The sequence below is a fragment of the Variovorax trehalosi genome, from assembly GCF_051216415.1.
In the GTDB taxonomy this organism is placed as follows: Bacteria; Pseudomonadota; Gammaproteobacteria; order Burkholderiales; family Burkholderiaceae_C; genus Variovorax.
In genome coordinates, this window is record NZ_JBPJZG010000004.1 from 500,455 (window position 1) to 512,753 (window position 12,299).

12 protein-coding genes are annotated in these 12,299 nt (G+C 69.1%); 2 read left to right on the top strand and 10 right to left on the bottom strand.

The features are described from left to right. Positions 1-12 precede the first annotated feature (12 nt). Together ACSFA7_RS17870 and ACSFA7_RS17875 are read right to left on the bottom strand one after the other, a co-directional pair. Positions 13-1,152 carry a type VI secretion system protein gene (locus ACSFA7_RS17870; RefSeq protein WP_435500618.1) on the bottom strand — a complete coding sequence of 380 codons (1,140 nt, stop codon included), beginning with the start codon at positions 1,150-1,152 and terminating at the stop codon, positions 13-15. Continuing rightward, entirely contained in the window at positions 1,149-2,474 is a 1,326-nt protein-coding gene (locus ACSFA7_RS17875; protein WP_435500619.1) for a DotU family type IV/VI secretion system protein, read from the bottom strand. The genes ACSFA7_RS17870 and ACSFA7_RS17875 overlap by 4 nt, the downstream gene beginning before the upstream one ends. Before the next feature lie 366 nt (positions 2,475-2,840). Between ACSFA7_RS17875 and ACSFA7_RS17880 the strand changes: the two genes are divergently transcribed. Then, a complete protein-coding gene (locus tag ACSFA7_RS17880) occupies positions 2,841-3,530 on the top strand; it encodes a response regulator (RefSeq protein WP_435500620.1) in 690 nt (229 codons plus the stop codon). Position 3,531: 1 nt separating this feature from the next. Here ACSFA7_RS17880 and ACSFA7_RS17885 read toward each other — a convergent pair whose 3' ends face one another. The 7 genes from ACSFA7_RS17885 to ACSFA7_RS17915 are packed head-to-tail and all read right to left on the bottom strand — an operon-like array spanning position 3,532 to position 9,319. Then, entirely contained in the window at positions 3,532-4,845 is a 1,314-nt protein-coding gene (locus tag ACSFA7_RS17885; protein WP_435500621.1) for an MSMEG_0569 family flavin-dependent oxidoreductase, read from the bottom strand. 36 nt (positions 4,846-4,881) lie between these two features. Next, positions 4,882-5,166 carry an MSMEG_0570 family nitrogen starvation response protein gene (locus tag ACSFA7_RS17890; protein WP_435500622.1) on the bottom strand — a complete coding sequence of 95 codons (285 nt, stop codon included), beginning with the start codon at positions 5,164-5,166 and terminating at the stop codon, positions 4,882-4,884. Further along, the gene (locus ACSFA7_RS17895; protein ID WP_435500623.1) at positions 5,157-6,164 is read right to left on the bottom strand and encodes a sll0787 family AIR synthase-like protein; all 1,008 of its coding nucleotides are present in this window, start codon (positions 6,162-6,164) and stop codon (positions 5,157-5,159) included. Before ACSFA7_RS17895 ends, ACSFA7_RS17890 begins: the two co-directional genes overlap by 10 nt. Continuing rightward, positions 6,161-6,721: an MSMEG_0567/Sll0786 family nitrogen starvation N-acetyltransferase gene (locus ACSFA7_RS17900; protein WP_435500624.1), complete on the bottom strand. Its 561-nt coding sequence runs from the start codon at positions 6,719-6,721 to the stop codon at positions 6,161-6,163. Before ACSFA7_RS17900 ends, ACSFA7_RS17895 begins: the two co-directional genes overlap by 4 nt. A gap of 2 nt (positions 6,722-6,723) precedes the next feature. Further along, positions 6,724-7,806: an MSMEG_0568 family radical SAM protein gene (locus ACSFA7_RS17905; RefSeq protein WP_435500790.1), complete on the bottom strand. Its 1,083-nt coding sequence runs from the start codon at positions 7,804-7,806 to the stop codon at positions 6,724-6,726. Continuing rightward, entirely contained in the window at positions 7,769-8,821 is a 1,053-nt protein-coding gene (locus ACSFA7_RS17910) for a Nit6803 family nitrilase (RefSeq protein ID WP_435500625.1), read from the bottom strand. Before ACSFA7_RS17910 ends, ACSFA7_RS17905 begins: the two co-directional genes overlap by 38 nt. A 15-nt stretch (positions 8,822-8,836) precedes the next feature. Continuing rightward, entirely contained in the window at positions 8,837-9,319 is a 483-nt protein-coding gene (locus ACSFA7_RS17915; RefSeq protein WP_013539065.1) for an MSMEG_0572/Sll0783 family nitrogen starvation response protein, read from the bottom strand. 356 nt (positions 9,320-9,675) lie between these two features. On the opposite strand from ACSFA7_RS17915, the gene ACSFA7_RS17920 reads away from it, so the two are divergent. Beyond that, positions 9,676-11,079: an aminotransferase-like domain-containing protein gene (locus tag ACSFA7_RS17920; protein ID WP_435500626.1), complete on the top strand. Its 1,404-nt coding sequence runs from the start codon at positions 9,676-9,678 to the stop codon at positions 11,077-11,079. Here the strand turns inward: ACSFA7_RS17920 and ACSFA7_RS17925 are convergent. After that, complete coding sequence (locus ACSFA7_RS17925) at positions 11,015-12,277, bottom strand: NUDIX hydrolase (protein ID WP_435500627.1); 1,263 nt, start codon at positions 12,275-12,277, stop codon at positions 11,015-11,017. The genes ACSFA7_RS17920 and ACSFA7_RS17925 overlap by 65 nt on opposite strands. Between the last annotated feature and the right edge of the window lie 22 nt (positions 12,278-12,299).

The following is a 12,299-nucleotide window of genomic DNA, read 5'->3' on the forward strand; positions in this document are numbered from 1 at the left end:
ACGCGTCGTTCTTCATGGCGCACCCGTCGTTGTGTTCGACGACGGACGCCCCGGCCGCACCAGCGGTTGATCGGCCGGCAGGAAGCGCTCGAAGAGATCGGTCACGAAAGCCCCGCCGCTCGCATCCGATGCCGCGGCCGTGAAATACAGGCCGCGCCAGCGCGGCGCGCGCGAGCCCTTGCCGTGGCTCTCGAACAAGACCTCAGCCACCTCGTGCAATGCGGGCTGCAACCCTTGCACGGCTTCCACGAACCCATGGATCGAAAGCCGGGCCGCGGCCCCGTGCTGCTCGCGCAGCAAGGCCATGCGCAGGCCCTGCAGTTGCGCGGCGATCGGGTCGAACAGCGCATCGAGCCGATCGCCGGCCGATGTGCCGGGCGCGGCGAACGGGTCCGGCAGGCGATGGCCCAGCACTTGCGCCAGCACCTCGGGCGGCAGCGCGCCGCGCAGCGTGGCGTAGCCTGCCAGGTGCTCGAGGCCGGTGACGACGAGGTACACGGGCAACTGCAGGCGCAGGGTGTCGCCCGCCTCGTCGAGCAGCCGGCGCATCTTCGCGGCAAGAGGGCGCAGGCCGTCGGCATCCGCCTGCAGCAATGCGCTCGCGGAGAAGCACGCGACCACGCCATTGAGCGGCAGGCGGTCGCGCCGCTCGGCCAGCGCCAGCAGCGCTTGCAGCCACAGGCCACGCGTGCGCGGCGTGCCGGCGGTGTCGCCGACCGCGGCGGGTTGCACCTCGATGGCCGCCACCGCGCCGGTCAGCCACCAGCGCCAGCAGGCCCGATCGTCGGTGTCGGTTTCGCTGTCGGGCCGCGCGAGGCGCTGGCCGTGAGCGGTGGCCAGCAGTCCGGGCAGGTCGGCCGCCGCATCGCCGAGGAACAGGAACCACGGCACGGGCGCCAACGGTTCGTGCGGCGAACGTGCGGGCCGCGGTGCCTGCCGCAGCGCCTGTCTCGCTCGCGCCATCGATTCGCGCAGCGCTTCGGCGGCGGTTTCGTCGACCGGTGCATCGAGCGTCTCGATGCGGCGCAGAAGCGCGCGCCGCCGCGCGCCGCGGCCCGCGTCGTGCACCACCGCGTACAGCAGCCCGAAGCCGAGCAGGCACAGCGCGAGCAGCACCCAGAAGAGGTGGGCGGGCGACAACAGCGTGGTCATCGCGACACCGTTTCGAGGAACACGAAATCGGCGATCAGCCGCTCGCTGTTCTTGCTGGCTGCAATCGCTTCGCGCAGCCGCAGCAGGTAGGCCGAGGCGAGCTCGAACGGCGGGCGGTCGAAGGTCTCGGTGAACGGCACCGGCGCCGAGAGCACTGTGATCAGCACGCTGCCGAACGGCGGGCTCACGAGCCAGCTCGACGGGATGTCGCGGCCCATCTCCAGCGTGGCGCCGGCGCGCAGCGGCGTGGGCGCCTGCCCGGCGTTCAGGTGCATGACCGAGCCGTCGGCCGTGTAGTAGTCGACCCAGATGTAGCTGTCGTGCCGCGGCGCCACCACCTGCACGCGCACGTTGTCGCCTTCGCGCAGCTGGTGGTTGCGGGCCGTGGGGGCGTCGATGTCCAGCCCGTGGTGCTTCTCCTGGTTGCGCGCCTGGTAGGGCTTGAGGATGGCGAACACCTCGCAGTGCGGCCACACGCGCAGGCCCACGTCGAAGCGCGGCGAGCTCACGCCCGGCATGGCGCTCACCTCGCGCGCCACGCGCGGCACGTCCTCGGGCAGCGAGACGAAGCCGCTCACCTGCGTGTGGCCGTCCTTGCCGACCGAGGCCGAGAGGTCGGCGCAGGCATAGGTCTGCAGGTACTGGTCGATGCGCTGGGCCAGTGCGGTCTGGGTGGTCGCAGGCCCGGAGGTCATGAGCCACAGCAGGTAGAGCAGGGGCAGCAGCAGGGCCAGCGCCGCGCTCGCGCGCAGCAGTGCGCGGTCGCGCCTGTGGGTGTCGTTGGGGCCGCGCGGGTCGGCGACGCCGTAGGGCTGCGGCGTGATGTGGTCCTGCACCAGGCTGCCGAGCGGCAGCGGGCGCAGGCGCAGCTGGCGCCCATGCAGGTCCTTGAGCTTGCCGAGCTCGCCGTGGTCGCCGTCCTCGAAGTAGTACTGGCCCTTGAAGCCGTGCGCAAGTGCGTGCCAGTAGACCTCGCGCACCTCGTCGTCCTGCGCGGTCAGCGCCGAGAGGTGATGGAAGAACTCGCTGTGCGCGTTGTTGGAGTTGAAGAGCTGCACCTGCAGCGGCGCGGCGCTGGCCTCTGCGCCGGGGTGGCGGGCCAGGATCTCGTCGATCCACGCCACCATCGCGAACACCGCGGATTCGACCTGCGCTGCGGGCGTGCCCGAAGCCTCGGCCCGGGCGCGTGCCGTGTCGAGCAGGCGGCGCGCCTGTTGTTGCGCCGCGTCGTGCGAAAGTGCGGGCCGGCCGGCCGCGATGGAGGCGTCCAGCGCGAGGCCGAACGAGATGAAGGTCGAGAAGCAGTCGAGCAGCCGGGCCATGGACGTGCCCGCTCAGAAGGTGTGAAGAAACCGCAGCGAGCGCGCCGAGCTTGCATCGAGGACCGCAGCCGTACTCTGTACGGTGAGGACCGCAGGTGCGAGATCGGGGTGCGCAGCAGGTTTATTCGCACCTTCGGAAATCGTGCATTGCGAAGGATGCTTGCACCGGCGTCTGCATCGATGGCACATGCCCATGTCCCCGGTTCCTTCGAGTGGAGGTTCATTCTTCCAAAGGGGTCCCGGCGGGCGCCATACCGCTTGGGGTCTATGCCGTTGGTGGGGCCGGGCGGCCTTGCTGCGCGGGGCAATCGCCGTTATCTTCGGCAATCGCTGACTTCCACGCAGCTGGAACAACGGAACCAAGCCATGAAAATCCTGATCGCCGACGACCACCGGCTCGTCATCGAGGCGGTCAAAGCCAAGTTGTCGGAGCTCGAGCCCGGCATCGAATTCGTCCTGGCGATGAGCGTCGACGAATTGCTTGCAGGCGCGAACGACGACCTCGACCTGGCCCTGATCGACCTGAACATGCCCGGCGCGGACGGCCAGGCGCACATCGACGAAATCCGGCGCCGCCATCCGGCTGTGCCGGTGATCGTGCTGTCGGGCTACGAAGACCCGGCCATCATGCGCAGCGCGCTCGAACGCGGCGTGCTCGGATTCATTCCAAAAGCTTACTCACCGGAAGTCATGCTCTCGGCCGTGCGCCTGGTGCTGGCGGGCGGCGTGTACGTGCCGCCGATGATGCTGACGGCGCTGCCGCCGGGCATCGTGGCCGGCGTGGCGCCGCAGGCCGGCGGCACCGAGGTGTTGACGCGCGGCGGCGGCGCCGGCCAGACGCTCGAGCACCTGCGCAGCGTGCTGACCGAGCGGCAGGTCGAGGTGCTGCAGCTGCTTTCGCAGGGCAAGCCGAACAAGCTGATCGGGCGCAGCCTGGGCATCAGCGAAGGTACGGTGAAGATCCATCTGGCCGCGATCTTCCGGGCGCTGAATGTGCGCAACCGGACCGAGGCGGTGGTGGCTGCGCAGGCGCTGACCGAGGCGCAGCAGGCCTGACCTAGGCGGCGCGCAGCGCGGGAGGCGACGACGTCTCCGTTGTCTCGCTGCGCAACCCCGCCTTTCTCTCTTCGATCGCCTCGGCAAGAAACTCCGCATCGCGCGCGACACCCGAGAAGCGACCCGACCCCCACGTGTGCAGCCACGGCAGGCCGAGGAAATACAGGCCCGGCTCGTTCGTCACGCCGCGCCGGTGCACCGGCGCGCCGCGGCCGTTGAAGACCGGTGCATCCACCCAGGCGAAGTCGGGCGAGAAGCCGATGCACCAGACCACGCTCGTGATGCCCGCCGCGGCGAGGTCGAGCCGGGTGCGTTCTTCAGGCGGCTCCCACACCGGCGTGTAGACCGAGGGCGGCGGTGCCTCGATGCGCTGCGCCGCGATGAACTTGTCGATCGATGCGTTGATGCGGTTGTAGGTGTCGTCGGCACTGTCCAGGTGCTCGCGCAGGTTGGGCTGCAGCTCGAAGCTGCCATCGTCGAAGCCGCTCAAGAGGCCATAGAGTTCCATGCCTTCGCTCGCGAAGCGGCGCAGGTCGATGTCGCGTCCGCCGTCGCGGCCGGTCACGTAGTGGTTGGTGTTGTCGCGCACGCCTTCGCGCAGCGGATGCTCGGTGACGGGCATGTCGTAGTACTTCATGTCGGCGAGCCAGTCGACCACCTCGCGGCCGCGGTAGAAGCGCGCGCAGCGCGGTGCGTTGCCGGTGGCAAGGTGGACCTTGCGGCCGGCCAGGTGCAGGTCTTCGGCGATCTGCGCGCCCGACTGGCCGCAACCCACCACCAGCACCGCACCCTCGGGCAGTTGCGCCGGGTTGCGGTACTGCGCGGAGTGGTACTGCGCAACGGTGGCCGGCAGCTTCTCCGCCAGGCGCGGCACGATCGGGCGGTGGTAGCCGCCCGAGGCCACCACCACCTGGTCGGCGGTGTAGAGGCCGGTGTCGGTCTGCACGATGAAGCGGTCTCGCTCGCCGGTGGCGGGCACGCGCGATACGCGCTCGACGGTGACGCCCTCGATGGCCGGCGCCTTCACATGCGCGACGAAGCCGGCGAGCCAGTCGTTGATCTGGTCCTTGAGCATGAAGCCGTGGGGATCGCTGCCCAGGTAGCTCCAGCCCGGCAGCTGGCACTGCCAGTTGGGCGTGACGAGGCAGAACGAATCCCAGCGCTGGGTGCGCCATGTGTGCACGAGGCTGCGCTTCTCGATCACGAGATGGTCGATGCCGCGCTGCTGCAGGCAGTGGCTCAGCGACAGGCCGGCCTGGCCGCCGCCGACGATGACGACGCTGTAGTGGCTGCGTCCGCCGTAGGGATAGGACATGGGGTCTTCTTTCTCTTTGTCTGGATGTGGAGGGCGTCAATCGACCGCGACGACGGTGACTTCGGCGTCAGTGATGCCGGTGAAGCGGGTGGCGATGCGCTCGATCTCGGCGAGCTGGTCCATGGCCTGCGAGCACGCGAAGCCGTACCTGGCACGCACGCGTTCGGAGGCGATGCCCAAGGCCTGGCGGGTGCGCTGGAGAAATTCCTCGAGCGCATAGCGTTCGCCGGGCGCGAAGAATTCCTGCACCACCGACGAGGGCGAGTAGCAGCGCGTTTCGCTGGCGTCGGGCCAGCGCACGTGGAAATGCATCACGGGCATGCGAGCGCCTCCTGCTGCAGCGGCTGGATGAAGGCGTCGCTGCCGAAGTCCCACAGCAGGGCTTCGTCGCCGCCCGCCTGCAAGCGCACCTGTCGCGTCGCATCGACCTCGCCGATCACTGCGCAGGCGATGTCGCGCGCGGCAAAGCGGCTGAGCACCTGCGCGACCTGCGAAGGTGGAACGCTCAGCACGAAACCGTAGCTCGGAAAGGACGAGAGCCAGCGCAGCAGCGGCACGCCGCCGGGCCGCGGCAGCGCTTCGAGATCGATGCGCGCGCCCACGCCCGAGCACTCCAGCAGCATCATCGCCGTGCCGACTGCGCCAGCCATGCTGATGTCCTTCCCTGCGCGGCAAAGACCATCCTCGGCCAGCGCGGGCAGCACTTCGAGGTCGGCACGCAGTCGCGCGGCCGGCGCAGTGGTCGATGCGTTCCAGTACGGAAAAGGCTCTTCGTAAGCGCCGCGCAGGTCGGCTGCCATCACCAGCAGGTCGCCGGGCTTCGCATCGAAGCTGGTGAGCAGCTTGCGTGCATGGCCGAGGATCGCGACCGCGAGCTGCGGCCGCTCGCTGCGGTTGTTGCTGTGGCCGCCGACGATGGGAACGCCATAGCGCACCGCCGCCTCCGCGAGCCCGCGCAGCACATCGTCGGCCGGGTTCATCCCTGTGCTCCACAGCGCATCGACCACCGCAGTCGGCCGCCCGCCCATGGCGTAGATGTCGCTCACGTTGACCATCACGCCGCAGTAGCCCGCGAACCAGGGCATGCGCACGATGAAGTCTTCGACCAGCCCCTCGATGGCGAACAGCAGGTAACCGCCGTGGCCATCGGGAATCGCGGCGCAGTCGTCGCCGATGGGCACGGCCTGCGCGAGCGCGGCATGGCCGCCGGGCAGCGACCGGCCAAGTGCGGAGACCACATCGCTGATGTCGCGCTTGTGAGCAAAGCCGCGCGTGGCGCGCAGGGCCTCGGCGATCTCGTGCACGCTGTTGTTCGTCATGCCGGCACCTTCGCGCGCGTGACGAAGCCGCTCACTGGATCGTGGCAGGGCGGATACCAGCCGAGGTCGGCCTGCATGCGCGCATGCGGCCGGCCATGCACGCTGGTTTCCTCGAGCAGCTGCCAGCCGAGCTTGCGGAACAGCGGCACGTTCTGCATCTGCACCTGTGCGAAGAAGGTCACGCAGTCCAGCGCGTTGGCGCGCGAGACGGCCAACCGGATCAGCGTCACGCCCAGGTGGCCCTGGCTGCGGAATGCGGGATGCACGGCAAGGCGGGAACCCCACCACTCGCCCTCCGCTTCGCCGCGGTGGATGCGCACCGTGCCCACCACCTGCTCGGGCATGCCGCCGTTGCACGACATCGCGACCAGCAACTGCGCGCGGTCGTCCGTCGCATCGCGGTCGTCGCGCGCGAAGATGCCCTGCTCGATGCAGAACACCGCGCGGCGCAGCGCCATCGCCTCGTCGCGCTCCCACTGCTGTGCGGCTTCGCGCACGAGGTATTCGACGGGCGCGTAGTGCAGGTCGAGTTCGCTCAGGTCGTCGATGCACAGCATGGTCAGCTTTCGCTTTCTTTTTCGTAGATGGAGAGCGACGAGCAGGCGCCGCACTTGCCGCAGCCCGCCTTGATGTCGGCCGAGCGCAGGCCCGCGGCCACCACGCGTTCGCCCAGCGGTGCGAGCAATGACTTCATGAACTCGGGCGTGGGGGCAGGGTGGTCTTCGAGCGGCGTGCCGCTGATCGGCACGAACGGCACGACGAAGGGGTACACGCCGCGCGCGAGCAACTGATCGCAGGTCTCCAGGATCGCTTCGCGCGTGTCGCCGAGGCCCGCCAGGATGTAGGTGCTGACCTGCCCGCGCCCGAACACGCCCACCGCCGCCTCGAAAGCGCTCATGTAGCGCGAGACCGGCACGCTCGCCTTGCCGGGCATGAGGCGTTCGCGCACCTCGGGCGTGACCACTTCGAGGTGCATGCCGAGCGTGTCGATGCCCGCGGCCTTCATGCGGTGGAACCACTGGTCGTCGTCGGGCGGTTCGCACTGGCCCTGGATCGGGATGTCGACCGCGGCCTTGATCGCGAAGGCGCTCTCGCAGAGCACGGCCGCGCCGCGGTCGGTGGCGTTGGGCGTGCCGGTGGTCATCACCATGTGCTTCACGCCATCGAGCAGCACGGCCGCGCGCGCGACCTCGGCGAGTTGCTCGGGCGTCTTGCGCGCAATGGTGCGGCCGGCCGCGAGCGACTGGCCGATCGCGCAGAACTTGCAGCTCTTCCTGCGGCTCTCGTAGCGGATGCAGGTCTGCAGCACCGTGGTGGCGAGCACGTCGCTGCCGTGCAGCGTGGCGATGTGCGAATAGGGCACGCCGTCGAAGGTCTGCATCGCGTAGAAGCGCGGCTGCTTCGGAAAGCTGATGCTCGCAATGGGAATGCTGCCGCGCATCACGCGGCTCATGCCCTGTGCATCGGGCGCTTCTGCCGTGAAGGGCGAGTGCCACGCGGTGGATGTGTGGACCGGCACCATGATCGTGTGGCCGTCCACCGTCACCGCCTTGTGGTCCGAAGGGCCCGCCCCACCGCGGCGGCTGGCCACGCCGGCCGAAGGATCAACCAGCCGCAACCCGAAGGACTGGAGCTCGGTCATCAGTTGCCGGCTGTCTTGCTGCGTCGTCGTGGTGGTCATGGTCGGGGCTCCGTGGGTCGATGGAATGGGGTTGCGTGAGGTGCATGGGCACGGTCGTCTGCGCCGGCCGGTCGTTGATGGCGAGCGACAGCAGCTCGGGCCGCGCGTAGTGGCCGACCGAATCCATCATTCGCTTGCGCTTGGCGATGAGCGCCATGTCCATGTCGGCGATCACCATGCCTTCGCCCTCGGTGAGCGGCGGCGCGAGGTGCTTGCCCTCGGGCGAGACGATGGCGGTGTGGCAGCCGCCGCGCAGCGCCTTCTGCAGGTTGGCGTCGGGCGTGACCGAGCGGATCTGCTCGTCGGTGAGCCAGCCGGTGGCGTTGACCACGAAGCAGCCCGATTCGAGCGCGTGATGGCGGATCGTCACTTCCATCTGCTCCGCGAAGATCGGACCGACCAGCGAGCCGGGGAACTGCGCGCAGTGGATCTCTTCGTGCTGCGCCATCAGCGCATAGCGCGCGAGCGGGTTGTAGTGCTCCCAGCAGGCGAGCGCGCCGACGCGGCCGACTGCCGTGTCGACCACCTTCAGGCCTGCGCCATCGCCCATGCCCCAGACCATGCGCTCGTGGTACGTCGGCGTGATCTTCCGGCGCTTGAGCGCGAGCGTGCCGTCGGCATCGAACACCAGCTGCGTGTTGTAGAGGCTGCCGTGGTCGCGCTCGTTCACGCCGAGCACCACGACCATGTGGCGCGCGCGGGCCCGTTCGGCCACGGCCTGCGTGACCGGGCCCGGAACGACCACCGCGCGCTCCACCAGCTGCAGGTGCGGTGCCCCTTGCAGCACTGGCGGCAGCACGAAGCTGAAGTAGGGGTAGTAGGGCACGAAGGTCTCGGGAAAAACCGCGATCTGCGCGCCCTTGGATGCGGCCTCGTCGATGGCGCTGCACACCCGGTCGAGCGTGCCGTCGGGGCGCTCGAAGTCGGGCGCGATCTGGATCGCCGCGGCACGCACGATGCGGGGTGGGGAAGCCATCGCTCGGGTCCTGCCTTACAGGGTCCAGGTGTCGAGGATCACCGCGCCGGCTTTCTTGTGCAGCAGCACGAGGTCGAGCACGTCGAGCGGATTGATCGGCGTGATGCCCTCGATCAGCGCGCCTTCGCCATGGCCATAAAGCGCTTGCAGCGCGAAGCGGCAGGCGTAGACCTTGCCGCCTTCTTCCATGAACTTGCTGATCTGCTTGTTGAAGTTCTGGTGGCCCGGAAAGGCCTCGTCGCCCAGCGTCGGAAAGCCGCGCTGCACGCCCAGCGTCACGCCGGGGCCGTAGAGCAGCACCGAGGTCTCGTAGCCCTTGCGGCGCAGGCGCGTGGCCTGCAGCAGGTTCACGAAGCCGATGGAGCCTTCGAAGGCCACGGTGTGGAAGGTGACGAGCGCCTTCTCGCCAGGGTCGGCCTTGACGTCTTCGAACACCTTCTCTTCGTAGTCGACGAGGAACTCGCCTTTCTCGTTGCGGGGGCGGGTGACTTTGGGCATGGGGGACTCCGGTTGGGTGGTTGGACACGCAGGTCTTGCGTGCCTTTCTCTTCGCAGGCGATGTGCCAGCGTTCGGCCGGGTGCGTGCGATCAACGCGCGATCAATGCGCAGCGGTGCGGCCCGCGTGCGGATAAAAAAATTTCAGATGACCGCAAAGGTGGGCCTGCGTGCGGTCGGGTGAATGGTTTTTGCACCGGGACGACGCATTCGCCGTGCGATCAATGCACCCGATCAATAGGGTTGATCGCACCTGATCGAAGCATCCAGCCCCTGCGTCCACGCTCTGGGCCGGGCGCGATTCATGCATGTTGATCGGTGGCCCGATGCAATCAATGGATGCAATCAACTCCGCACGATGACCACCATCACCGCCCACTGGCGCAAGCAGCTGCGCAACAGCGAACGGCCCGCCTACCTGCTGCTGGCCGAGCTGATCGCCGACGACATCAAGACCGGGCGCCTGGGCGTGCGCGACCGCCTGCCCACGCTGCGCGAGCTCGCGACCGACCTCGAGCTCAACTACACGACGGTGGCGCGCGGCTACGCCGAGGCGCGCAAGCGCGGGCTCATCGATTCGCGCGCGGGTACCGGCACCTTCATCCGCTCGGGCAGCCCGAGCCTGCGCCTGCGCGGCGGCAGCGGCGCCGAGATGACGATGAACATGCCGCCCGAGCCCGACGATGAGCACCTGATGGCGCGGCTGCACGAGAGCGCGAGCCGCGCCTTCGCGGAGATCGACTTCCACGACCTGCTGCGCTACCAGGACTTCGGTGGCACCGCGCACGACCGCGAGGTGGCGATGCAGTGGCTGCGCCCCTTCGTGCCGCATGCGAGCGTGGACTGCATCCTCGTATGCCCCGGCATCCACGGCGTGCTCACCGCGCTGTTCTCGCAGCTCGCGCGGCCGAGCGAGCTGATCTGCGTGGAGTCGCTCACCTACCCGGGCGTGAAGGCCATCGCGGCGCAGCTCGGCGTGCAACTGCATGCGCTGCAGCTCGACGACGACGGCCCCATCGCCGATGCCTTCGAGCACGCCTGCAAGACGCTCAAGCCCAAGGCGCTGTACTGCAATCCGACGCTCTTGAACCCGACCGCGGGCACCGTGTCACGCGCGCGGCGCGAAGCGCTGGCCGATGTGGCGCTGCGCTATGCGATTCCGATCATCGAGGACGATGCCTACGGCATGCTGCCGCGCCAGACGCCCGCCACCATCGCCACGCTCGCGCCCGCGCTCACCTACTACGTGAGCGGGTTCTCCAAATGCTTCGGCGCGGGGCTGCGCAGCGCCTACGTGTGCTCACCGACGGTGGTGCAGTCGCAGCGTCTCGCGGGCGCGATGCGCGCCACCACCGTGATGGCCTCGCCGATCACCAATGCGCTCACCACACTGTGGGTGGAAGACGGCACCACCGAGGCGATGCTGCAGGCGGTGCGCGCCGAATCGGTGGCGCGGCAGCTGCTCGCCACGCGCCACCTGGGCGACAGTGGACTGCAGGCGCATCCCGAAGGGTTCCACGCCTGGCTGCCGCTCACGCCGGGGTGGAGCCCGGTGGAGTTCGCGTCGTACCTGCGCACGCAGAACGTGGGCGTGGTGGCGAGCGCGGCGTTCTCCACCGATGGCGATCCGCCGGATGCGGTGCGCATCTGCCTGGGTGGGCCGATGTCGCGGGAGCAGTGCGATCAGGCGCTGCGGCTCATCGCCGATACGCTGGCGCACCCGCTGCATCCGCATGCGACGTTGCGCGCGGGCGGTGGATGAAGCCTTGTGACGGGGCGATCCATGCGATGGCGTCGTTGGTGCCGGTGGTCGTCACGTCGTGGCCGGTGAAAAGCATGCGCTCTTCGACCAGCAGGAAGCTTGGCACGCCGCCGTCGATCTTCAACATCCGAAGCGTGGCGCCACCGAGGTCGAGCGTGTCGCCGGGCCAGTCGGATTGCGACGTGACGGTCCAGCGAACAGGGCCGGGCGCGATGGCGCGAAGAGCGTTGTCCAGGGGGGCGGGGCCGATAGATGCCCAGCCTGCCGATCCGCCGACGAGGTAGTTGTTGTCGCCAGCGTTGTCCACCACGCGAATCACCCGGTCGGACAGCCGCGTGACGAGGCCCGCTTCGAGCGCGTAGCGCGCATCGCCACGGCCCTCGGGATCGAGGTAGCCGATCTCGTCGTAAGCAGGCTCCTCGATGTTCACCGCGCGACGGCCCTCGGGCCCGTCCGCGAGCCTCGGCATGTTCAGCGGGATCTCGCGCAGCTGCCGTGCGTGCGCCAGGAATTCATCGGCGCGCTGGAACGCATCGAGCTGCTGCAGCACGCGCCGCGTCACGTTCATCAGCTTCAAGCCGCGCGCCGGGTCCAGCGCATCGGCCGGGCGAAGCCACGTGTGCTCGACGGTTTCGCGGCCGTCCGGGTGCACCTCTTGGCCGGCAGGCATCAGCGCGACGAAGAAGCGCGTGTCGAAGCGGCGCGGCATGCCGGGCGGCGTGAGCCAGTGGCCGAAGTAGACGACGCGGTCGCCGGCCAGGCGCCAGTTGCGCTGGCCGCACATGGCGAGCAGTGCTTCGGTACCTTGCTCGGCCGCTTCGCGCATCGCGGTGAGCTCGCCGGAGGGCAGGTCGATCAGCCGGACCGGAAGGTTCGCCGCGTCGTTCGCAAAAAGAAGCCCTGCTTCCTCGAAGCATTCGCGGATCGCGGCCGCGTAGAAGTCGAGCCCGCCCTCGGGCACCGCGAGGCGCGCGCTCGCCGCGGCATCGTCCAGGCCCGCGCACAGCGGGTGCAGGTGGCGGTCGTGCGCATCGACCACGCCGCCAGGGAAGACGCTGGCGCCGCTGTTCTGGTCATTCGCTTTTTCGGCGCGGCGCAGCATCAGGGCTTCGAGGCCTTCGCTGCCGTCGCGCAGGACGACCAGCGTGGCGGCGGTGCGGATGGGGCGGGGGATGGCGGCAGGCGTCGTGGCGTTCATGGCGACGCTATTGTGAATGGGC

Excerpts from the sequence above, each read along its gene's own strand:
- ACSFA7_RS17885 (WP_435500621.1), bottom strand. The coding sequence starts at position 4,845 with ATGTCCTATCCCTACGGCGGACGCAGCCACTACAGCGTCGTCATCGTC.
- ACSFA7_RS17890 (WP_435500622.1), bottom strand. The coding sequence starts at position 5,166 with ATGCCCGTGATGCATTTCCACGTGCGCTGGCCCGACGCCAGCGAAACG.
- ACSFA7_RS17900 (WP_435500624.1), bottom strand. The coding sequence starts at position 6,721 with ATGCTGTGCATCGACGACCTGAGCGAACTCGACCTGCACTACGCGCCC.
- ACSFA7_RS17905 (WP_435500790.1), bottom strand. The coding sequence starts at position 7,806 with ATGACCGAGCTCCAGTCCTTCGGGTTGCGGCTGGTTGATCCTTCGGCC.
- ACSFA7_RS17910 (WP_435500625.1), bottom strand. The coding sequence starts at position 8,821 with ATGGCTTCCCCACCCCGCATCGTGCGTGCCGCGGCGATCCAGATCGCG.
- ACSFA7_RS17875 (WP_435500619.1), bottom strand. The coding sequence starts at position 2,474 with ATGGCCCGGCTGCTCGACTGCTTCTCGACCTTCATCTCGTTCGGCCTC.
- ACSFA7_RS17880 (WP_435500620.1), top strand. The coding sequence starts at position 2,841 with ATGAAAATCCTGATCGCCGACGACCACCGGCTCGTCATCGAGGCGGTC.
- ACSFA7_RS17895 (WP_435500623.1), bottom strand. The coding sequence starts at position 6,164 with ATGACGAACAACAGCGTGCACGAGATCGCCGAGGCCCTGCGCGCCACG.
- ACSFA7_RS17915 (WP_013539065.1), bottom strand. The coding sequence starts at position 9,319 with ATGCCCAAAGTCACCCGCCCCCGCAACGAGAAAGGCGAGTTCCTCGTC.
- ACSFA7_RS17925 (WP_435500627.1), bottom strand. The coding sequence starts at position 12,277 with ATGAACGCCACGACGCCTGCCGCCATCCCCCGCCCCATCCGCACCGCC.
- ACSFA7_RS17870 (WP_435500618.1), bottom strand. The coding sequence starts at position 1,152 with ATGACCACGCTGTTGTCGCCCGCCCACCTCTTCTGGGTGCTGCTCGCG.
- ACSFA7_RS17920 (WP_435500626.1), top strand. The coding sequence starts at position 9,676 with ATGACCACCATCACCGCCCACTGGCGCAAGCAGCTGCGCAACAGCGAA.